The organism is Dietzia maris (assembly GCF_036287335.1).
GTDB lineage: Bacteria > Actinomycetota > Actinomycetes > Mycobacteriales > Mycobacteriaceae > Dietzia > Dietzia cinnamea.
This window is the reverse complement of the sequence record NZ_CP143053.1, coordinates 2,354,611-2,375,004: the sequence shown is the minus strand read 5'-3', so window position 1 is coordinate 2,375,004 and position 20,394 is coordinate 2,354,611. Positions and strand designations below refer to the sequence as shown.

General features: G+C 72.0%; 22 protein-coding genes. 6 read left to right on the top strand and 16 right to left on the bottom strand.

Annotated features, from left to right (window positions below; translation table 11 throughout):
• Positions 1–29: 29 nt before the first annotated feature.
• The 6 genes from VYL96_RS10900 to VYL96_RS10875 all read right to left on the bottom strand — a co-directional run bounded on the left by VYL96_RS10900 (position 30) and on the right by VYL96_RS10875 (position 5,963).
• Entirely contained in the window at positions 30–1,712 is a 1,683-nt protein-coding gene (locus tag VYL96_RS10900) for a serine hydrolase domain-containing protein (RefSeq protein WP_131886125.1), read from the bottom strand.
• A 90-nt stretch (positions 1,713–1,802) separates the two neighbouring features.
• The gene (locus VYL96_RS10895; RefSeq protein WP_131886126.1) at positions 1,803–2,708 is read right to left on the bottom strand and encodes a cytochrome c biogenesis CcdA family protein; all 906 of its coding nucleotides are present in this window, start codon (positions 2,706–2,708) and stop codon (positions 1,803–1,805) included.
• A 4-nt stretch (positions 2,709–2,712) separates the two neighbouring features.
• A complete protein-coding gene (locus tag VYL96_RS10890; protein WP_165928511.1) occupies positions 2,713–3,432 on the bottom strand; it encodes a DsbA family protein in 720 nt (239 codons plus the stop codon).
• A 12-nt stretch (positions 3,433–3,444) separates the two neighbouring features.
• Positions 3,445–4,308 (bottom strand): cytochrome c biogenesis CcdA family protein, encoded by an 864-nt coding sequence (locus VYL96_RS10885; protein ID WP_131886128.1) that lies wholly within the window; start codon positions 4,306–4,308, stop codon positions 3,445–3,447.
• Entirely contained in the window at positions 4,305–5,186 is an 882-nt protein-coding gene (locus VYL96_RS10880; RefSeq protein ID WP_131886129.1) for a cytochrome c biogenesis CcdA family protein, read from the bottom strand. The genes VYL96_RS10885 and VYL96_RS10880 overlap by 4 nt, the downstream gene beginning before the upstream one ends.
• 3 nt (positions 5,187–5,189) lie before the next feature.
• The gene (locus VYL96_RS10875; protein WP_131886130.1) at positions 5,190–5,963 is read right to left on the bottom strand and encodes a DsbA family protein; all 774 of its coding nucleotides are present in this window, start codon (positions 5,961–5,963) and stop codon (positions 5,190–5,192) included.
• 113 nt (positions 5,964–6,076) lie between these two features.
• On the opposite strand from VYL96_RS10875, the gene VYL96_RS10870 reads away from it, so the two are divergent.
• From VYL96_RS10870 to VYL96_RS10860, 3 genes are read left to right on the top strand one after another with little or no spacing between them, the layout of a single operon-like run.
• Positions 6,077–6,655, top strand: coding sequence for a hypothetical protein (locus tag VYL96_RS10870; RefSeq protein ID WP_131886131.1), 579 nt, complete (start codon positions 6,077–6,079; stop codon positions 6,653–6,655).
• The gene (locus VYL96_RS10865) at positions 6,652–7,041 is read left to right on the top strand and encodes a BlaI/MecI/CopY family transcriptional regulator (RefSeq protein ID WP_131886132.1); all 390 of its coding nucleotides are present in this window, start codon (positions 6,652–6,654) and stop codon (positions 7,039–7,041) included. The genes VYL96_RS10870 and VYL96_RS10865 overlap by 4 nt, the downstream gene beginning before the upstream one ends.
• The gene (locus VYL96_RS10860) at positions 7,038–8,024 is read left to right on the top strand and encodes a M56 family metallopeptidase (protein ID WP_131886133.1); all 987 of its coding nucleotides are present in this window, start codon (positions 7,038–7,040) and stop codon (positions 8,022–8,024) included. The genes VYL96_RS10865 and VYL96_RS10860 overlap by 4 nt, the downstream gene beginning before the upstream one ends.
• Here VYL96_RS10860 and VYL96_RS10855 read toward each other — a convergent pair.
• From VYL96_RS10855 to VYL96_RS10845, 3 genes are all read right to left on the bottom strand, one after another.
• Positions 8,008–9,714 carry an amidohydrolase family protein gene (locus VYL96_RS10855; RefSeq protein ID WP_243699753.1) on the bottom strand — a complete coding sequence of 569 codons (1,707 nt, stop codon included), beginning with the start codon at positions 9,712–9,714 and terminating at the stop codon, positions 8,008–8,010. The two genes, VYL96_RS10860 and VYL96_RS10855, sit on opposite strands and share 17 nt — an antisense overlap.
• Before the next feature lie 67 nt (positions 9,715–9,781).
• The gene (locus VYL96_RS10850; protein ID WP_131886134.1) at positions 9,782–10,726 is read right to left on the bottom strand and encodes an LLM class F420-dependent oxidoreductase; all 945 of its coding nucleotides are present in this window, start codon (positions 10,724–10,726) and stop codon (positions 9,782–9,784) included.
• A 293-nt stretch (positions 10,727–11,019) separates the two neighbouring features.
• The gene (locus VYL96_RS10845; RefSeq protein WP_131886135.1) at positions 11,020–12,690 is read right to left on the bottom strand and encodes a peptide chain release factor 3; all 1,671 of its coding nucleotides are present in this window, start codon (positions 12,688–12,690) and stop codon (positions 11,020–11,022) included.
• 402 nt (positions 12,691–13,092) lie between these two features.
• Here VYL96_RS10845 and VYL96_RS10840 point away from each other — a divergent pair, with 402 nt between their 5' ends.
• On the top strand, positions 13,093–13,314 hold the full coding sequence (locus VYL96_RS10840; RefSeq protein ID WP_131886136.1) for a hypothetical protein: 222 nt from the start codon (positions 13,093–13,095) through the stop codon (positions 13,312–13,314).
• Positions 13,315–13,334: 20 nt separating this feature from the next.
• The gene (locus VYL96_RS17290) at positions 13,335–13,439 is read left to right on the top strand and encodes a DUF6508 domain-containing protein (RefSeq protein WP_243699754.1); all 105 of its coding nucleotides are present in this window, start codon (positions 13,335–13,337) and stop codon (positions 13,437–13,439) included.
• Here VYL96_RS17290 and VYL96_RS10835 read toward each other — a convergent pair.
• The 3 genes from VYL96_RS10835 to VYL96_RS10825 are packed head-to-tail and all read right to left on the bottom strand — an operon-like array spanning position 13,430 to position 15,421.
• Complete coding sequence (locus tag VYL96_RS10835; RefSeq protein WP_131886137.1) at positions 13,430–13,894, bottom strand: DUF1990 domain-containing protein; 465 nt, start codon at positions 13,892–13,894, stop codon at positions 13,430–13,432. The two genes, VYL96_RS17290 and VYL96_RS10835, sit on opposite strands and share 10 nt — an antisense overlap.
• Positions 13,891–14,493, bottom strand: coding sequence for an aminoacyl-tRNA hydrolase (gene pth, locus VYL96_RS10830; protein ID WP_131886138.1), 603 nt, complete (start codon positions 14,491–14,493; stop codon positions 13,891–13,893). Before pth ends, VYL96_RS10835 begins: the two co-directional genes overlap by 4 nt.
• 31 nt (positions 14,494–14,524) lie before the next feature.
• Positions 14,525–15,421, bottom strand: coding sequence for a LysR family transcriptional regulator ArgP (locus VYL96_RS10825; protein ID WP_131886139.1), 897 nt, complete (start codon positions 15,419–15,421; stop codon positions 14,525–14,527).
• A 68-nt stretch (positions 15,422–15,489) separates the two neighbouring features.
• On the opposite strand from VYL96_RS10825, the gene VYL96_RS10820 reads away from it, so the two are divergent.
• Positions 15,490–16,107 carry a LysE/ArgO family amino acid transporter gene (locus VYL96_RS10820; RefSeq protein WP_131886140.1) on the top strand — a complete coding sequence of 206 codons (618 nt, stop codon included), beginning with the start codon at positions 15,490–15,492 and terminating at the stop codon, positions 16,105–16,107.
• Between the two features lie 404 nt (positions 16,108–16,511).
• On the opposite strand, the gene VYL96_RS10815 is transcribed toward VYL96_RS10820, so the two are convergent.
• The 4 genes from VYL96_RS10815 to glmU form a co-directional block, all read right to left on the bottom strand.
• Complete coding sequence (locus VYL96_RS10815; RefSeq protein ID WP_131886141.1) at positions 16,512–17,138, bottom strand: 50S ribosomal protein L25/general stress protein Ctc; 627 nt, start codon at positions 17,136–17,138, stop codon at positions 16,512–16,514.
• Positions 17,139–17,447: 309 nt separating this feature from the next.
• Positions 17,448–17,789, bottom strand: coding sequence for an arsenate reductase (glutaredoxin) (gene arsC / locus VYL96_RS10810; protein ID WP_063972815.1), 342 nt, complete (start codon positions 17,787–17,789; stop codon positions 17,448–17,450).
• Between the two features lie 8 nt (positions 17,790–17,797).
• Positions 17,798–18,775 carry a ribose-phosphate diphosphokinase gene (locus VYL96_RS10805; RefSeq protein WP_007630089.1) on the bottom strand — a complete coding sequence of 326 codons (978 nt, stop codon included), beginning with the start codon at positions 18,773–18,775 and terminating at the stop codon, positions 17,798–17,800.
• On the bottom strand, positions 18,772–20,253 hold the full coding sequence (gene glmU, locus VYL96_RS10800) for a bifunctional UDP-N-acetylglucosamine diphosphorylase/glucosamine-1-phosphate N-acetyltransferase GlmU (RefSeq protein ID WP_131886142.1): 1,482 nt from the start codon (positions 20,251–20,253) through the stop codon (positions 18,772–18,774). Before glmU ends, VYL96_RS10805 begins: the two co-directional genes overlap by 4 nt.
• Positions 20,254–20,394 lie beyond the last annotated feature (141 nt).

Sequence of the window (20,394 nt, the reverse complement as noted above, 5' to 3'; positions counted from 1 at the left end):
GCGCTTCGAGCCATTACTGACCCATGCTCCTAGTCGGCGGGTTCGTCGGCGTCGACGCGCGTGAAGGTGCCCAGGCCGTTGGCGTCGAGTAGCTCCACCGTGACGGTGTCGCCCTCGAAGGTCACGCTGCCCCTGGACCCGCGCGGCCAGTTCTCGCCCACCGGGCTCACGGCGAACGCGTCCCCGTCCCAGTGCTCGAGTGGCCAGACCAGCGGGCCCGGTCCCACGGCGAGCGCGAGCTCGGGGCCGGATGCCCCGATGGCGGCGCCCGAACCATCCGCGGCCCCGTCGGCCCCGTCGGCCCCGTCGGCCCCGCCGTCCGCGTCCTGCGCGACGCGTCGGACCTCGATCTCTCCGAAGTAGTCATTGCGGTAGAGACCCAGCAGCTCCTCGGCGGGCCGGGGCGGTGCCGGCGCGGACGGCTGGCGCGTCGACACCAGATCGCCCACCGGGTCGAGCAGCGGGCCGAACTGCTCGGTGTAGAGCTCGCGCCACTCCAGCGCCGGGTCCCCGTACTGCGCGTAGTCGGCGAACCGGGCGTTGATCGTCTCCGCCACCCCCGTCGGCGCGGCGTTGGTCAGGGTGATGATGCCTAGATCCAGGGACGGCATCATGAGCATCGCCGTGCCCGCGCCGAGCGCGAACGCCCCCGAGTGGCTCCACTGGACGCGGCCCGAGGAACTCGTGCCGATGTTGAAGCCGTAGCCATAGCTCCCGGTGCGGTCCGCCGCGGCCTGCGGGGGCGCGGACACGGACTGCGGGGTCAGAGCCTCCCTGAGTGCCTCGGAGGGGACCACCTGTGCGCCACCGGGGCCCTTGCCGTCGTCAAGGACCATGGACATCCACCGCGCCATGTCCGTCACTGACGAGCTCAGGCCCCCCGCCGGGGCCTGGGCGTCGGGGTCACGCGCGGGGTCCGCCGGGATCCACTCGCCGGACGACTCGCCCGACTCGGCGGCCGGCGCGCGCACGTGACCCACGGCGCGGTTGCCGCGGTCGAGCAGCTCCTCGTAACTGAACGAGGTGTCCGACATGCCGAGGGGGTCGAAGAGACGCTCGCGGCCCAGCTCGGCCCACGGGGTGCCCGCCGCCGCGGCGACGGACTCGGCCCCCGCGGTGAGCCCGAAGTTGGTGTACGCGTACGACGTCCGGAACGGCTCGAGCGGCAGGTGGCGCAGGCCGTGCAGGATCGCGGGCCGCTCATAGCCGAGGTCCTCGAGGTCGTCGCCCGCGTGCTCGGGCAACCCGGAGCGGTGCGCGAACATGTCGCCCACGGTGACGTCCTCGGTGACCCGGGGGTCGGAGAGCGCGAACCACGGCAGGTGCTCGCGGACGGGGGTGTCCCAGCCGACCTCGCCCGCGGCGCTTTCGGCGGCCACGACCGTCGCGCTGACCGACTTGGAGATCGAGGCCAGCGGGAACACGGTCCGCGCGTCGACCTCCTCCCCGGTCTCGGTGCTGCGCACGCCGAAGCCCTCGGCCAACGCGACCTCACCGCCGTGGACGACCGCCACCGCGGCGCCCGGCACGCCCGAGGCCTCGAGTTCCTCCTCGGCGATGTCGGTGACCTTGCCGATCGCGTACTCGATGCGGTCCTCCGAGACCTCGAGCCCGGAGTACGCCGCCGGGCTCTGGCCGGGCACGGGGTCCGGAAGGGGGGTCCCGCACGCGGAGGCGGACAGCGTGAGGGCGGCGCCGAGGGCCGCGACCATCAGCGGGCGCCGCGTGGGGCGCGGGACCCGACGTGAGGGGGCGCCTCGGCGCGGGCGGGGCGGAACCGAATCCGTGAGCACCCCCTCAGATTAGCCCCCTGACGGCGGCGGATCGTGCGGGCGCGCGGTCGCGGGTGCGGGCCTCCGATCGGCCCGGGCGCGGGACCGGGAGCGGGACCGGGCGCGGGCGCGTCGCCAGAGCGCGAACGCCAGCACCGCCACGGCGAGGATCACCGCGCCGTCGACGACCGGGTTCGCCAGGGCCGCGCTGCGGTGCTGGATCCAGGCCTGCGCGCCGGTGGGGAGGAGCTCGGGCATCGTGATGAACCCGTTGGTCGCCCAGAACAGCACCCCGATCGCCGCGATGAGCAGCCCGGTGATCACGCTCGTGCTGTGGAGGTCACGCCCGAACACGGTGACCGTGCGGCCGCGCAGGAGCGTGCGGGTGCGGGCGCCGATCCGATGCCACAGTCCGGCGAGGACCAGCAACGGGACGACCATGCCCGCCCCGTAGATCGCGAGGAGCGTGCCGGCGGTGACGACGTCGCCCTGCGCGGCCGCCAGGGTCAGGACGGCCCCCAGGATGGGTCCCGCGCAGAAGCCGGCCACGCCACTGGCCGCGCCGAGAAGCGCGGTCTTGACCAGGCCCGCGCGCGCGGCCGCCCGGCTCCGGAGGGCGTCCGCCCCGGGCAGCATCCGCGCGGCGTCGAATCCGAATCCGAGCGCCTGGGCCAGGCCCAGCGCGATGAGCAGCACCGACGCGGCGATGATGACGGTCTCCCGATGCGAGACGAACACGCTGCCCACCGCACCCGCCCCGACGCCCAGGGGGACCAGGATGACCAGCAGTCCGGCGTAGAAGACCGCCCCGTGCAGCCACAGTCGTGGACCCGAACCGACGGTCGAGGCGAAGAAGGCCGGCAGCAGGAGCGCCCCGCACGGGCTGAGCAACGCGAGGATCCCGCCGACGAACGCGCTGAGCAGGCCGACGTCCACGCCGTCACCCGCCGCTGGAGTCGAGGGCCGACTGGTACGCCTCGAGGAAGACCTCCGGTGGCTGCGCGCCGACCAGCGGCTTGCCGCCGAGCAGGAAGACGGGGGTCGCCATGGCCCCGTGGTCGATGCCGAGTTGCTCGTTGCGCGCGATCTCCTCCTCGGCGGCGGGGGAGGTCATGTCGGCGGCGAACCGGTCGGTGTCCAGTCCGAGGTCGCCGGCCAACGCCACGAGGCCCTCCCGGGACAGCTCGTCACCCGAGCGGATCCGGCCGTCGGCGAACAGGGCGTCGTGGTAGTCCCAGAAACGGTCCTGGGCGGCGGCGGCGAAGGAGGCCATCGCCGCCCGCCTCGAGTCGGGTCCGTAGACGTTGACGTCGCGCCACTCGATGCGCAGGTCCCCGATCTCGGCCCGGTCGACCATCGAGGGCAGCGTGTCGCGGCTCCACTGCGCGCAGAACGGGCACTGGTAGTCCGAGAACACCACCAGTCCGACCGGCGCGTCGACGGGTCCGAGCGCGAACGGGTCCGCGGGGTCACGCCGTTCGGCGTGGGAGTAGTCGGGCTGCTGCTGGATCTGCCCGCTGTCCTGCCCTGCGGCCGTCGCGCTGTCGCCTCCGAACGACGTGCGCCACATCGCCACGACGAGCAGGACCAGGACGCCCAGCACGAGCACGCCGGGGATGGTGCCCACGGGCAGCCGGGAAGACCTCGGGGGGTGTGACATGGGAGCTTCTCGTCAGATGGGGAGGGTGGTGTCGCTGATCGCGAAGTCGCGGAGCCAGCCGATGAACAGCGCCCACGCGCCGCTGACCAGCAGCAGGCCGACGACGATGAGCATGACGCCACCGAAGATCTGGATGGCGCGCGTGTGCCGGCGCAGCCACCCCACGGTGCGCAGCGCCCGGGTCGATCCGAACGCCACCACCACGAACGGCAGCCCGAGCCCGAAGCAGTACGCCACGATGAGCAGCACGCCGCGCGTGGCGTCGAGGCCGGTGCCGGCGGCCACGGAGAGCGCGGCCGCCAGCGTCGGGCCCAGGCACGGCGTCCACCCGAGCGCGAACACGCCGCCGAGCAGCGGGGCGCCGAGCCAGGTGGACAGGGCCTTCGGCTGCAGGCGTGTGTCCCGCTGGAGGACCGGCACCGCCCCGATGAACACGAGCCCCATGAGGATCGTGACCACCCCGCCGAGCCGCTGCAGCAGTTCCTGCTGGGGGGCGATGTACTGCACCGTACCGAGGACCATGGCCGAGAGCAGGACGAAGACGGTGGTGAAGCCGCCGACGAACAGCAGGGAGGCCGCCACGACGCGTCGCCTGCCGGACCGCTGCTGGCGCCTGGCCTCGAGGGTGAGGGTGCCGGCCTCGGCGCGGCGTCTCTCCGCGGCGGCGACGGTGGTGGCGGGTCGTTCCGCGCCCACGACCCCGGCCAGGTAGGCGAGATAGCCGGGTACCAGCGGCACGACGCACGGGGACGCGAAGGACACGAGGCCGGCGAGGACGCACGCGCCGAGCGCGAGCAGGATCGGTCCGGACGCGGCGGTCTGTTGGAACGTCTCACCGATCGACTGGGCGAGCAGCGCGGTGGCGTCGCCGCTCACTGCGTCTCACCGCGAGTCGGGCTGATCGTCGACGGCATGGTCACCGTGGGGAAGGGCAGGTCGGGGCCGGGGGACGGGCGCGCGCGGCGGGTCCGGGCGACCAGCCATCCGGCCAGTGCGACCGCGAGGACGATGAGGACGACGACGAGATCGGGGATTCGATTCGCCCAGCCGAGGACGCTCCCCTCGAGTTCGGCCTGGGTACTCGCGCCGAGGAGACCGGTCAGCTCGGTGGTGCCGGCGGTCACCAGCAGGAGGACGCCCACCGCGACGGTGAGGGCGCCACCGATGAGGCCGGTCCAGGTGTTGCTCCAGCGTCCGATCTTCACTTCGCGCGGCCGGACGAGGTTCCGGACGGCGGGGAAGCGTCCCCACAGGAGCGAGAGGACGAACAGTGGCAGCGCCATCCCTGCGGCGAAGACCAGGACGATGATCCCGCCGGACAGTGGCGTGCCGGAGACGGCGGCCACGGTGAGGACGGCGCCGAGCAGCGGGCCCGCGCAGACGCCGGCGAGCCCGTAGACCGTGCCGAGGGCGTAGACGGCCGTCATCGAGGTGCCCTCGGTGTTGGTCCCCCGTCGCAGGAACGGCACGGGGACGTTGAGCAGCATGAGGAGGCCGAGCACGATCACGAGGACGGAGGCCACGGTGACGAAGGTGAACCGGTGCTCGTTGACGAAGGCCCCGAGCGTCCCGGCGAGGACGCCGAGGGGGACGAGCGTGGTGGCCAGGCCCAGGTAGAAGACGCCGGTGCGGGCGAGGAGCTCCCGCGGGGCGGCGAAGGCGTAGGAGAAGAACGCGGGCAGCAGCATCGCCGAGCACGGGCTGAGCAGGGTCAGGACGCCGCCGAGGAACGCTCCGAGTAGTCCGATGTCCACGGCTCACTCCACCGCGGCGAGGGCGTCGTCCAGGTAGGCCCGGAAGTTCTCAAGGGGCTGTGCGCCCGACATGGCGATCTGGCCGGCGACGAAGAACGGGACGGCGGTGACGCCCAGCTGCTGTGCGGTCCGGGTCTCGTTCTCGGCCTGCGCACGCACGCCCGGGTCGTCGAGGTCGGCGCGGAACGCGTCCATGTCCGGCATGTCGACCTGCTCGGCGAAGTCGATGAGGACGTCACGGGTGAGGTCGGGATGGCCGCTGTCGGGGGCCGCGTCGAAGACGGCGGTGATGTAGTCGACGTACTTGTCCTGGTTCGCGGCGGCCTGCGCCGCGATCTGGGCGTCCTCGGACTGCTCGCCGAAGTAGGCGACGTCGGTGAACTCGATGCGGACCCTGCCGGTGTCGACGTACTCGTCGATGAGGGTCGGGAGCGTGTCGCGGCTGAAGGAGGCGCAGAACGGACACCGGAGGTCGATCCACTCGGTCAGGACCACCGGGGCGTCGACCGCGCCGATGGCCTTGGGGTCGTCGGCGTCGCGCCGGACGAAGTCCATGTCCCCACCGGCCTGTGCGTCGGGTCCGGCGGTGTCGCCGGAGGCGGAGGCCGTCTCGGCCGCGGCAGGGGCCCCCGACGTCGGGGACTGCCCGGGCAGCATCTGGGCCACGACGACGACCGCGAGGAACGCGACCACCGCCCCGAGGACGCCGTTGAGGATTCTCGAGCGCCGGTACTTCCCCTCGAGGGTGTGGCGGGAGGTCGCTGGGTCGGTTGTCACAGGGGGAGTCCTTCTCGTCGCGGGGGCCGGTAACCGGATCGACTATGACACATAGTCGACTATCGGGGTTAGTTGACTATGTCGGATAGTCGGTTGTGGCATGATCGGGGACCATGCAGCGCATCTCGTGGACTCTCGCGTCGGTCCGACAATCCGTGGACCTGGCGGCCCAGGGGCTGCGGACCCTCTCGCCCCGGCAGTGGGGCGCCGCCGCGGTGGCGACCGTCCTGTTCGGGGGCCTGCTGGGCCTGGCCACCGTCCTCATCCCCAATTCCTTCTTCGTCCGCGAGATCCCGCCGGTCTGGTGGAACTACCCGGTCTGGATACTCACCTCGGTGTTCTCCGGGTTGCTCTTCGCGACCTATGTCCGGGACGGCAGGCCCGAATCCGGGGGAGCGTCCGGCTCGGAGACGCCCGCGACGGGTGGGCCGGACGGCGCCGAGGACCGCCGGACGAGTCGCGTCGGCGTGGTCGGCGCCTTCCTGGCCTGGTTCGCGGTCGGCTGCCCGGTGTGCAACAAGTTCGCGCTCCTGGCGCTGGGCTACTCCGGCGCGCTCACGTGGTTCGCGCCGGTGCAGCCCGTGTTGGCCGTCATCGCGCTGGTCCTCACCGCGGTCGCGCTGGTCGTGCGGCTGCGGGGCCGGGTCGCCTGCCCGCTTCCGCGGGTTCGCGTGGCCGAGGCGGTGGGATGAGCGCGCGGCGGAGCGCCCGGCAGGACGCGCCGCGCCTGGGCGCGCTGGAGACCCAGGTGATGGATTTGCTGTGGGACCACGGGCCGTCCACCGTCCGGGGGCTCATCGACCGACTCGACGGCGAGCCGGCCTACACGACCATCGCCACGGTGCTGACCAACCTCCAGCGCAAGGGCCTGGTGTCCACGAGTAAGGACGGCCGGTCGACCGTGTACGGGGCGTGCACCACCCGAGAGGAGCACGTGGCGACACTCATGACGCACGCGCTCGGAGGTAGCCGCGACCGTGCGGCGTCGATCCTGCACTTCGCGCAGAGCGTCCCGGACTCGGACCTCGAGCTACTCCGCGACTACCTGCGCCAGCGTGACGGGAGCGACGCGCCGTGACGGCCGTCTACGTGCTGATCACGCTCGTGTTCGCGGGTCTGCTGCTGCCCGCTGTCGCCGGGCCCCGCGTCCTCCGCAGCGCCGCGCCGGTCCTCATGCGGATGCCGCGCGTGGCGGTGGGGCTGCTCAGCTCCGCCGTGGTCTTCTGGACCCTCGCCGCGTTGTCGGTGGGTCCGTTGCTCGCCTGGGTGGTCACCGGCCCGGACCTGCTGCCCGCGGACGCGGCGGCCGTGTGCAGCCGGTGCCTGGCCGCCGCCGACCCGTTCGGCCTGGATCGCATCGATACCGCCGTGCCGGTGGCCCTGCTGCTCGTCGTCCCGGTCGCGGTCTCCGTGGCCCACGCCGTCAGGGTGGCGCTCGAGGCGCGGCGCCGCCGGAGCACCACGCTGCGCACGGCCGCGCTCTACCGCCACCGGGGAGTGCCCGCGCGGCTCCACGGCCACGCGGTCCGACTGATCGACGACGCGCACCCGTTCGCGCTCGCGCTTCCCCGGCGGCACGGCGGCATCATGGTCTCCACGGCCGCCGTCGAGCTGCTCTCGGACGAGGAACTGGGGGCGGTCCTCGCGCACGAGGACGCCCACCTGCGGCAGCGGCATCACGCGGTCTCGACTCTGGTCTCCACGCTCACCACCGGGCTGCGGTGGGTGCCGCTGTTCGCCGCAGTGGAGGACGCCCTCGGGCACTATCTGGAGATCGCCGCGGACGACGCCGCGCGCCGGACCGCCGGTACGACCGCGTTGGCCGGCGCACTGCTGACGCTCGGTCGGTACGGCCGACACCGTGATCACAGCGGCGAGGAACTCGCGGGGGCGTTGCACGCCCTGGGGCCGGACCGCATCCGGCATCTGGTCCAGCCGGCCAGCGGGTCGAGGGGCGTGGCGGCGGCGGTCGCCACGGCGTTCTGCCTCACCTCGCTGGCGATGCTCGCCGCCGCGGTCCACGTCCCCTACGTGATGGCCGTGATCACCGGCTGCTACTGAGGCGGGCCCGCTCCCAGTTGGCCGTCCACGCCTCGGCGCCGCCCATGAGCTGGCGCTCCAACTCGGCGCGGTCGGGCCCGGCGCGGTGGAGCACGTCGGCGGTCCAGTCGGCGTACAGGCCGTACTGGGCCACGCCGTCGATATTGAGGTCATAGACGCGGTCGCCGAACCTCCAGCGGTCCATCACCTCGCCGCTGGGCGCGGTGAACGGGTAGACGAGCGGATCGGTCGCTGCGCTCGGGCGGGGTTCGGCCAGCGCCGCGAGGCCGTTGACGTCCGAGCCCCACCCGTACCCGTCGAAGGGCCGGATCGCGCCGACCGTGTTGGTGCGCCACTGCTCGAGGAAACCCACCTCGAAGTTCTCGGTGGCGTCGGCGGGCCAGGCGAACGCGGCGACGAACCCGCCCTGCTCGTGCACCCGGCGCGTGTTGCCCTGCGTGGCCCAGGCGTGGTCCACGACGAGGCCGGTGTATCCGGCCTCGGCGGCCATGTCGAGCGCGCGGTGGGCGGTCTTGACGCCCATGTGGTCGATGTTGATGACCATGCCGCGCGCCATCATCCCGCGGATCGCGTGCTCGCCCAGCGCCGTCAGCCCGCGCACGTTGCACAGCGGCGCGTCCGGGTAGACGGGCAGGGCCGCGCCGGCGGGCGCGCCGGAGGACGCCGCGGCGAGTCCGTCGGCGACCGGCGTGCTGGCCAGCGGCTGGGCGTGGTCGGCGTCGGGGCCGGCGCACGGCTCGGTCTCCCAGAACCGCTGGGTGCCGAGCTTGTTGCCGATGTTCACCGCGAGCCCGGCGAGCTCCTCGTCCATGCGCGCCCCACCGAGGGCGTTGTCGAACTTGTGGACCGGGAAGACCGTGGAGACGCCCCACGAGGCGAACTCGTCGAGGCCGCGGTCGATGTCCTCGGGAGTGCACATCGGCGCGTCGTCCACGACCCGGCACCCGAACGGTTCGGAGGCCTCCACGCCGAGCGTCACGGCGAGCTTGCCCTCGGCGGCGATCGCCCGGACGTCTTCGGGGGAGCGCGCGATCCGGAACCAGCCCCGCCCGGGCCCGCCGTGCTCGGCGTCGATGTGCGCCTCCATGCGGTTCAGGTAGTCGACCTGGCTGCGCAGCTGCTCCATCTCGTCGCACGAGGTGCGGGCGGGGACGCCGAGCCCGACGAGCGCCTCGCACAGCACCCGGTTGGCCACGAGGTGGTTGGTGAGCACGCGGAGTCCGCCGCGCCACGCCCGTTCAATACCGCTGTAGTGGGCCTGTTCGTGGAGCTGCGAGTCGTGCGACGGCCACTGCGCGAACGTCGGGAACCCCTGGTTACCGCCGGGCAGGTCGGTGCCGCCGAGCACGGATTCGAGCAGGGCGAAGTGGCCGGTGCCGGAGTGCGTCGAGCAGTCGGCCAGGGCCTCGGCGATGCCGCCCGGCGCGAACGGCTCGCCGCACCGCAGGCCGCCGCCGAAGGCCTGGGAGGCGGTGATGTGCGCGTGGGCGTCGACCATGCCGCGGATGGGCGGAGCGCCGCCCGGCACGGCGGCGCGGGCCTGTCCGCCGCCGGAGATCCCCGCACCGAGGGAGGTGGTGACGGCGGTGGCGAGGGCGACGACGAGGACGACGACGAGAGCCGCCGGCGCCCCCGTCGTTCGCCGGCCGGGATGGGCGGGTCGGGCCGAGGGATCTGACTGCGCCGTCATGGCCCGACACTAGCCCTGCCGCCCGGCCTGACGAGGGCGTTTCGTCAGCCGGGCGGCTGCCATCCGGTCAGAGCTGGCGGGCGACCTCCGAGGCGACGAGGTCGAGGTGGTCGAGGTCGGACATGTCGAGCACCTGCAGGTAGATGCGGCGGGCGCCGATCTCGGAGTAGCGGCCGATCTTCTCGACCACCTCCGCCGGGGTGCCGGCCGCCCCGTTGGTGCGCAGTTCGTCGACCTCGCGGCCGATGGCGTCGGCTCGGCGGGCGATCTCGGCCTCGTCGCGTCCGCAGCACAGGACGAGCGCTGCCGAGCGGATGATCTCCTCGGGGGCCCGGCCGCGTTCGGCGCAGGCCTCGTCGACGCGTCGGTACTGGGTCGCGACGGTGTCGACGTCGGCGAAGGGCACGTTGAACTCGTCGGCGAACCGTGCGGCCAGCGCGGGGGTGCGCTTCTTGCCGTGGCCGCCGACGATCACGGGCGGCGGCGACTGCACGGGCTTGGGCAGGCCGGGGGAGTCGAGGAGATCGATGCGCTTGCCCCGGACCGTGAGGGTGTCGCCGGCGGGCGCGGACCACAGCTGCTCGAGCGCGCCGAGGGTGTCCTCGAGCAGGTCGAACCGCTCGCCGAGCGGAGGGAACGGGATGCCGTACGCGGTGTGTTCGTCCTCGTACCACCCGGCGCCGAGGCCGACGTCGAGTCGGCCGCCGGACATCTCGTCGACCTGGGCCAGGGAGATCGCCAGGGGGCCCAGGTGCCGGAACGTCACCGAGGTCAGCAGCGTGCCGAGCCGGATGGTGGACGTCTCCCGGGCCAGGCCGGCGAGCGTGAGCCAGGCGTCGGTGGGGCCGGGCAGGCCGCTGACGTCGCCCATCTTGAGGTAGTGGTCGGAGCGGAAGAACGCCTCGTAGCCGAGATCCTCGGCGGCGCGGGCGACGGCGAGCTGGTCGGCGTACGTCGCGCCCTGCTGGGGTTCGACGAAGACGCGGAGGGACACGCGGGAATCACTAGGCATGGGTCCAGCTTGCCCTCGGTCCGCGGCTGCGCGCCAACCGCGACCCGTTCAACAGCGCCAACCAGCCTGCCCGGCCAGCAATCCACCCACCAACCGCCCGACGACCACCCGACAGCCCCGCCCGACCTCCAGATTTGGTCGTAATCATCGAGCCGAATCCGCCACTTCGCCTCGATGGCTACAACCATTCCCGAGACGATTACGACCATTGCAGCGCGCCGGGGTGGGCAGGCTGCGGAGTTGCCGCGAGTGCCCGGCCCGGGCGGTGTGCCGCGTGTGCGAGGAGCGCGGGGCTAGTTGGTGTCGGCGACGAGCGGCTCGATGGTGAGGTGCTCCATCTCCTTGGTGATGTACTGCAGGCGCCACTTGTCGCCGAACAGGGCCAGCAGTTCGCCGTCGGTGCGCTCGAACACCTCGACACCGCGCTGGCGGCCCAGCTCGTCCGCGGAGTCGGCGTCGGTCCGGCGCGCGATGGTGTACGGCAGGTTGTCCACGACCACCTCGACGTTGAACTCCGCCTTCATGCGGGCGGTGACCACCTCGAACTGCATCGGCCCGACCGCCGCCATCACCGGGTTGGCGTCGCCGCGCGTGTCGTTACGCAGGATCTGCACGACGCCCTCGGCGGCGAGCTGGTCGATCGCCTTGCGGAACTGCTTGTACTTGCCCAGCGACTGCGCACGCACCACCGCGAAGTGCTCGGGCGCGAACTGCGGGATGGGCGGGAACTGCACTTTCTTGCCCGTGTAGAGGGTGTCACCGGGCGCCAGGGCGGTGGCGTTGACCAGGCCCACGACGTCGCCGGGGTAGGCGGTCTCGACGGTGGACCGGTCGCGGCCGAACACGGTGAGCGCGTACTTGGTGGTGAACGGCTTGCCCGTCTGCGCGTGCTGGACCACCATGCCGCGCTCGAACTCGCCGGAGACCACGCGCATGAAGGCCAGGCGGTCGCGGTGCGCGGCGTCCATGCCGGCCTGCACCTTGAACACCACGGCCGAGAACGGGTCGGTGGTCTGCCGCGGCTCACCGGAGACGGTGGGCCACTCCCGCGGCGGCGGCGCCAGCTCGACCAGCGCGTCGAGGATCTGGTGCACGCCGAAGTTGAGCATCGCGGACGCGAAGATCACCGGGCTGGTCTCGCCGGCGAGGTACAGCTCCTGATCGTGGTCCTGGCCCATCGCGGACAGCAGCTCGGACTCCTCGACCGCGGTCTCCCAGACGTCGCCCTCGCGCTGGGCGGCGGTGTCCGGGTCGTAGTGCTCCTCGGGCGCGATGGTCGAACCGCCGGCGGTGCGGGTGAAGTGGACGTACTCCTCGGGCGCGCCGTCCTCACCGCGCCGCAGGAGGCCGCGGTAGTCACCCGCGATGCCGACCGGCATGTAGAGGGGCGTGGGGACGAGGCCGATCTGCTCGGTGATCTCGTCGAGCAGCTCCAGCGGCGCGCGGCCGGGGCGGTCCCACTTGTTGATCACCGTGATGATCGGCAGACCGTTGTGCTTACACACCTGGAACAGCTTGAGCGTCTGCGGCTCGAGGCCCTTGGCCGCGTCGATGAGCATGACCGCCGCGTCGACGGCCGTGAGGACGCGGTAGGTGTCCTCGGAGAAGTCGGCGTGGCCCGGGGTGTCGACCAGGTTGATGACGTATGGATCGTCGGCGTCCGAGCCCTCGGGGGCGTACGTGAACTGCAGTGCGGTGGAGCTGACGGAGATGCCGCGGGCCTTCTCCATCTCCATCCAGTCCGAGACCGTGGAACGGCGGCCCGACTTGCCGTGCACGGCGCCCGCCTCGGTGATCACCCGGGCGTGCAGCGCGAGCGCCTCGGTCAGCGTCGACTTACCGGCGTCGGGATGGGCGATCACGGCGAACGTCCTGCGGCGCGCGACCTCGGACGCGACGTCCCCGGCGGTGTCCGCACCCGAGGCGTGTCCGCCCGTTCCGGTGTCCTCGGCGGTCTCGGTCACGCGTACTCCTCACAGCAGTCGACGGCCCTCGTCGTCGTCACCCAGGGTACGTCCGCCCTCGTCCGCGCACCGAATCCGCCCACGTCACCCCCGTGCCCGGCGGGGCCAGTGAAAGGCGAGGTCAGACGTGGCGCGCAGCGCGGCGGCGATGCGGCTCCTCCGGCACCGGCGGCCCTACCGGGGCGCGGACCCGGGCGCGGGCATCGAACGAGTACTGTTGTCGCCGTTCACATCTCGCGGTGCCGCCGCGGAGCGGTAACGGTGAGCGGCTAAGAGCCCGATTATCTAGGCAGGTGCCGTAGCCGGAGAGTGTCGGACCCGGCCGCTACGGTGCGCGGAACAGAGATCAGGGACGAGCCGAAGGGGGATGGGGAAATGGGGGAGGACGACAGTCACCATCCGGTGAGCGAGGGGGGCCGGGGGCAGTGGGAGGAGCGCAGGGGGGCGCTCCGCCGGTTGCTGCCCGCGGTCGAGCGGCTGCGTGGGCTCCGCGAGGCCGGGCGGCCCGGCGGCGCGTGGGCGGCGCACCGGTCGCTGCTGCGCTATCCGGGTGTCGAGGACGACGCCCGGGCGGTGATGGCGGCGTTCGACGGGGGCGTTCTCACGCGGCACGGGAGGAGCTGACGCGGGCGCTCATCACGTGGGTGGCCCGGTCCGAGCGCTTCGAAGGGGGTGGGATGGCCGAGGCGCTGAGGGAGGGCACGCTCGTGGCGCTGCTCGATCGGCTGCGGGAGCTCTACTACCTGTGATCGTCGGGCCGCAGCGCCGCCAGGTAGCGGCGCGTGAGCCGGTCCTGCTCTGCCCGGGCCAGGGGTGCGCCGAGCCTGGCGAGCAGGGTGGCGTGCGCGGACTCGGCGGTGATGGTCAGCGACACGGCGTCGGTGGCGGGGTCGCGCCGCACGAGGAAGCGCTCCCATCCGCGTTCGGGATGACCGGGCAGGGCGCGGTAGGTGAAGCCGCGCGCGTCGGGCCGGTCGGTGACCTCGGTGACCTCGCACGGTGCGGTGAGTCGGAGCCACGCCGCGGGGCCCGTGCGGGGCCGGAGTGTCACCGTCCGGCCGGGGGTGGCGGGTCCGTCGGCGACGACGACGAGACCGGCGCGACGATGCATCTGCCAGTCCATGAGTTGGTCGCCGGCGCGGTCGAAGAGGGCGGCCCCGGAGCCCAGGTGGGCCTCGCGCTCGAACCGCCGGATCCGGCTCACGCCGAGTGGACCTGGTTCTGGGCGGTCTCCAGCCCGTGCTTGAGGAGCAGTTCGACGGCGTCGGCGGCGTCCTGGACGAGGAACGGCACGTCGGGCTGCTCGAGCTTGGAGAAGCGCTTGAGGACGAAGTCGGCCACCGCCATCCGGCCCGGCGGGCGGCCCACCCCGGCGCGGACCCGGATGTAGTCGCGGGTGCCGAGCGAGCTGGACACCGAGCGCAGGCCGTTGTGGCCGCCCTCGCCGCCTCCCCGCTTGAGTCGGACCTGGCCGAAGTCGATGTCGATCTCGTCGTGGATGACGATCACGTCGGTGGGGGCCACGGAGAAATACTTGGCCACCGCCGCGACCGGGCCGCCGGAGAGGTTCATGTAGCTGCGGGGGCGGGCCAGCACGACGGGCGTGTCGGCGAGGCGCGTCTGGGCGATCTCGCAGTTGGTCTTCTTGTGGGTGGAGAAGCTCGCCGGCATGGGCAGCGCCCGGGAGGCGAGTTCCTGCAGGACGTCCCAGCCGATGTTGTGGCGGGTGCCCTCGTAGTCGGGTCCGGGGTTGGCCAGGCCCACCACGAGTGTGGGGCCGGACGGCTGGTCGGCGGTAGTCACGCGCCCATGATCCCAGACGCCGGGTGGGGGCTCATATCCGCAGTTCGGTGCGGGCGGTGCCGAGCACGGCGGCGGTGAGGGCGTCGAGATCGGGGGACTGGAGTTTCCAGTGCTGCCAGTACAGGGGTACGTCGAGTGGGCGATCCGGGGAGACCTCGACGATCTCCCCGGAGACCAGCCACGGCGTGGCCAGTTGTTCAGGGATGAGGCCCCAGCCCAGCCCGGCGACGATCGCGCGGACGTGGTCGTGCGAGCTGGGGATGAAGTGCCGGGGCCCGGTCGGCTCGCGTCGGGCCAGTCGGCGGTAGTGGTGGTTCTGGTGGCCGTCGCTGCGGTCGAAGTCCACGATGGGGGCCCGCCCGAGCGCGGCGGTCGTCGTGCCCTCCCGCAGGTGCCGGGCCACGAACCCCGGGCTGGCGCAGGCGAGGTACCGCATCGACCCCAGCGGGAGTGCGCGGCAGCCCTGGACCGGGCGCGACTGGCTGGTCACCGCGGCCATCACCTCGCCGCGGCGCAGGAGCTCACTGGACAGGGACTCGTCCTCGCGGCGGATGTCGAACACGACGCGGCCGCCGTCGTGGACCTCGGTCATGGCGTCGAGGAACCAGGTCGACAGGGAGTCGGAGTTGCACGCCACGGCCAGGACGACCGGGTCCTGCCCGGAGCCGAGATCGTCGAGCTCCCCGGCCAGCGATTCTTCGAGGTGCAGCATCTGCCGGGCCGTGCGCAGGACGGTCTCGCCGGACTCGGTGGCGGTGATGGGGCGTTCGCGGCGCACGAGGATGCGACCGGCGGACTCCTCGAGAGCGCGGATCCGCTGGGACACCGCGGACTGAGTGATGTGCAGGTGCGCGGCGGCGGCCTCGAACGAGCCGAGATCGACGACGGCGACGAGCGTGCGGAGCTGGTCCAGCTGGAGCGCGTTCATAAGTACAGCTGATGCTAGTGCAGAAACTGTAGTCGCACTACTAATGGACGCGTGCCTAGATTGAGGGTGTGACAACCACTTCCACTCTCTTCATGGGCGCAGGTATCGGACTCGGCCTCATCGCCGCCGTCGGCGCGCAGAACGCGTATGTGCTGCAGCGCTCGATCCGCGGGGACGTGTCGATGGTGCCGATCGTCGTGTTCTGCGTGCTCTCCGAGGCAGCGCTCATCCTGCTCGGGGTGGCCGGGGTGGGCGCGCTCATCGAGACGGCGCCGGGTGCGCTGACGGTGATGACGTGGATCGGCGTGGCGTTCCTCGTGGCCTACGGGACGTTCGCGGCGGTCCGCGCGATCCGCCCGGGCGAGGGGCTGCGGGCCGACGGCACCGGCCGCGTCCCGTCGACGATGGGGGCGGTGGCGGCGTGCGCGGCGTTCACCTGGCTCAACCCGCACGCCTATCTGGATTGTGTGGTGTTTCTCGGCACGCTCGCCAACCAGCACGGGGCGGAGCTGCGATGGGTCTTCGCGGCGGGGGCGTTCCTCGCCGGCGCGGTGTGGTTCTCGCTCATCGGCTTCGGCGGTAAGGCTCTGCGCGGGCTGTTCTCCAGGCCCGGGGCGTGGCGGGTGCTCGACGGGGCGATCGCGGTGATGATGTTCGTCCTGGCGGTGGGGCTCCTCCGCGGCTAGTCCGCGAGCCCGCCGGTCCCCCGGCAGCCGCGCTCAGCCAGCCCCCGCGGCCCCTCGCAGCCGCGCCCGGCCTCTCGCAGCTGCCCCGCGGCACGCCCCTCGCAGTCGCCCCCGCGGCCCGCCCGCCGGCCATTCGGCCGTTAGCAGAGCCCTCCGCGGCCGGCCCCTTTACAGCCGCGCGCGTCGATGGCGTCTCGCGCGCACCGGCGGGCAGGCGGGACGCCATGCCGGGGAGCGAGGATGGGGTGTGGCGTGCGGGCGCGGGAGCGAGACGCCATCCGCAGGAGCGAAACGCCATCGGGGGGAGCGGCTGCGCGAGCAGGAAATAGGGAACGGGCCCGGGACGACACAGTGGTCGTCCCGGGCCCGTGACCTGTTCGCCGTTACTGCACGGCGGTGGGGGATCAGCCCTCCTCGGCGGCCTTCGCGGCGTCCTCGGCGGCCTCGCCCTGGGGAGCGGACTCCTCGTCGGCCTCGAGGTCGGCGCTCGACGGGGCCTCGATGACGTTGACGAGCAGCGTCTCCGGGTCGGAGATCAGGGTCGCGCCGGAGGGCAGCTGCACGTCGGCGGCGGTGATCTGGGTGCCGGCCTCGACGCTCTCGACGGAGACCTCGAGGTCCTCGGGGATGTTGGTGGCCTCGACCTCGACCTCGATGACATCGGCGTCGGTGGTGACCAGGGTGCCGGGGGCGGCCTCGCCGGTGACGAGCACGGCGATCTCCACGACGACCTTCTCGCCCTTCTTCACGACGAGCAGGTCGGTGTGCTCGATGACGCGGGTCAGCGGGTGGATGTCGATCTGCTTGGGCAGTGCGAGCTGCTCCTCGCCCTCGATGTCGAGGGTCAGCAGGGCGTTGGTGCCGTTGTGGCGCAGGATGGCGGCGAACTCGAGCGCACCCAGCAGCAGGTGGCGGGGCTCGGTGTGGTGGCCGTACAGCACCGCGGGGACCTGGCCCTCGCGGCGGGCGCGACGGGAGGCGCCCTTGCCGAACTCGGTCCGGACGGCGGCGGCGATCTTGTTCTCAGACATGCGATGACCTCTGTGTGGGTATTTCGGGCCCGGCGCGAAGCGCACCCGAGGCCGAGACCAGAGGTGATCGCGTCGATAACGGAGCGGCCCTTGCGGGTCCTCCCTCGCCGAGATGACCCGACCAGCCTAGCGGCGCCGGGGGTTCGCACCCAAATCGGACGAGCCGGGTCGGGCGGGAGGTTCACATCGCGGGGGAGCCGACGGCGAGACCCGGAATGCGCGGGACCCGCCGCCCCTCGGAAGGGAACGGCGGGCCGGGGTGCGCGTGGGGTGCCGGTGTTCGTCAGGCGCGACGCGGGCAGGGTGGTGTCAGAGGATCTCCTCGACCTCCGCCGTGGGGCGCGCGAGGCGGGTGCCCTTGTCGGTGACGACGAAGGGCCGCTCGATCAACCGCGGGTGGGCGACCATCGCGGCGAGGAGCTCGTCATCCGAGGCGTCGATCAGGCCGAGCTCGGTGAACTCCGCCTCCTTGACGCGGACGGCCTGCCGCACCGTGAGCCCGGCGTCCGCGATGAGCGTGCGCAGTTCCTCGACCGTCGGCGGGGTGTCGAGGTACTTGATGATCGTCGGCTCCACGCCCCGCTCCCGCAGCAGCTCGAGAGCCTGCCGCGACTTGGAGCAGCGGGGGTTGTGGTAGATCGTCGCGTCCATGGTCGCCCCTACGCGGAACCGTTGAACAGGCTGGTCACCGAGCCGTTCTCGAAGACCTCGTGGATGGTCCGGGCCAGCAGCGGCGCGATGGACAGCACGGTGAGGTTCTCGAAGCGCTTCTCCGGCGGGATCGGCAGCGTGTCGGTGGTGATGACCTCCTTGGCGCCGCAGGAGGCGAGGCGCTCGGCGGCCGGGTCGGAGAAGATGCCGTGCGTGGTGGCGATGATGACGTCGCCCGCACCGGCGTCCTTGAGGACCTTGACCGCGCCGGCGATGGTGCCGCCGGTGTCGATCATGTCGTCCATGAGCACGCAGGTCTTGCCCTCGACGTCACCGACGACGCGGTTGGACTTGACCTGGTTGGGCACGTTGGGATCGCGGGTCTTGTGGACGAACGCCAGCGGGGCGCCGTCGAGCGCGTCGGCCCACTTCTCGCCCACCTTGACGCGGCCGGCATCGGGGGAGACCACGACGATGTTGTCGGTGCCGTAGTGCTGCCGCACGTAGTCCGACAGCTGACCCTGGGCGTGCATGTGGTCGACCGGACCGTCGAAGAAGCCCTGGATCTGGTCGGTGTGCAGGTCGACCGTGATGATCCGGTCGGCGCCGGCGGCCTTGAGCAGGTCGGCGATGAGGCGGGCCGAGATCGGCTCACGCCCGCGGTGCTTCTTGTCCTGGCGCGCGTACGGGTAGAACGGCAGGACCGCCGTGATCCGCTTGGCGGAGCCGCGCTTGAGCGCGTCGATCATGATGAGCTGCTCCATGATCCACTTGTTCAGCGGGGCAGGGGCGCTCTGCAGCACGAACGCGTCGCAGCCGCGGACCGACTGTTCGAAGCGGACGAAGATCTCGCCGTTGGCGAAGTCCCGGGCAGTCTGCGGGGTGACCTCGACCCCCAGCTCTGCGGCGACCTGATCGGAGAGCTCGGGGTGCGCGCGCCCCGCGAAAAACATCAGGTTCTTCTGGTTGTCGATCCACTCGCTCACTGCGTGAGTCCGTCCTTCTGGGAGTCGTTCCGGGCACGACGGGCGGCCTCGGCCGAGCCGGAATCCGGCCGGTTCTTGATCACCCAGTCGTCGATGTTCCTCTGCCGTCCTCCGGACACCGCGAGGGCGCCCGGCGGGACGTCGTCCTTGATCACGGTACCCGCGCCCGAATAGGCCCCGTCTCCGACGGTCACCGGTGCGACGAACATGGTGTCCGAACCGGTGCGGCAGTGATCGCCGATCACTGTACGGTTCTTGTTCACGCCGTCGTAATTGACGAACACGCTCGACGCCCCGATGTTGGTGTGCTCACCGATGGTCGCGTCCCCCACATAGGTCAGGTGCGGCACCTTGGTGTTGGCGCCGATCGTCGACTTCTTGACCTCGACGAACGTACCGATCTTGCTGTTCGCACCGAGGTCCGCGGCGGGCCGCAGATACGCGAACGGGCCGACCTCGGCGCCAGCCCCGACTGTGGCGCTCACCGCATGTGAACGCACGACCGTGGCACCCTCGCCGACGGTCGTGTCCTGCAGGGTGGTGTCGGGGCCGATGGTCGCGCCGTCGTGGACGACGGTCGCGCCCGCCAGGTGCGTGCCGGGCAGGATCGTCACGTCCCGTCCGATCTCCACGCCCACGTCGAGCCACGTGCTGGACGGGTCGACGATGGTCGCCCCGGCGCGCATGGCCGACTCGCACAGACGGCGGTTCATCTCACCGGCCAGCGCGGCCAGCTGCACACGGTCGTTGACGCCCGCCACGAGGTCCGCGTCCTCGACGCGGTGTGCGCGGATGAGTCCGTTGGCCTGCCGGGCCAGCTGGATGACGTCGGTGAGGTACAGCTCGCCCTGCGAGTTGTCGGTGCTCAGCTGTCCGAGCTTGTCCCGCAGGACCTGCGCGTCGAACGCGTAGATGCCCGAGTTGACCTCGCTGATCGCCTTCTCGTCCTCCGAGGCGTCCTTGTGCTCGACGATCCTGAGCACCTCGCCGTCGTCGTTCCTCACGATGCGGCCGTACCCCGTGGGGTCGGGCGCCGTCGACGTGAGCACGGTGACCGCCGCCCGTGGCCGCATGTCGTGGCGGCTCACCACCTCGCGCAACGTCTCGGCGTCGAGCAGCGGGATGTCGGAGGTGGTCACGAGGACCGTGCCGGAGAAGTCGGCGGGCAGCCCCGACATGCCGGCCGCGACCGCGTCACCGGTGCCCTTCTGCTCCTCCTGGACGGCCGTCGACACGGGCACCCCGAGGTCGGCCGACAGCTCCGCCACCGCGGCCGAGACCTGCTCGCGCTGGTGCCCCACCACCACGACGACCGCGTCCGGCTCGATCCCCGCCGCGGCGTGCAGGGCGTGACCGAGCATGGTCCGCCCGCACACGCGGTGCAGCATCTTGGGAGTGGCGCTCTTCATCCTGGTGCCGGAGCCGGCGGCCAGGACGATGACCGCGGTCTGGGGGCGATCGGTCTGCGGTGTCGTCATCAAGTCTCCTCGGGCGTGGCAGCGCCGTGTGGGGGATAGGTGGCTGCGCAACATCTGCGCAATCGCCATCGGTTTTGTGCACGTTCCGTCCGAGGATAGAGGGTGACTCCGACCAATCGAACCGTCTCGGGAGACGAGTAG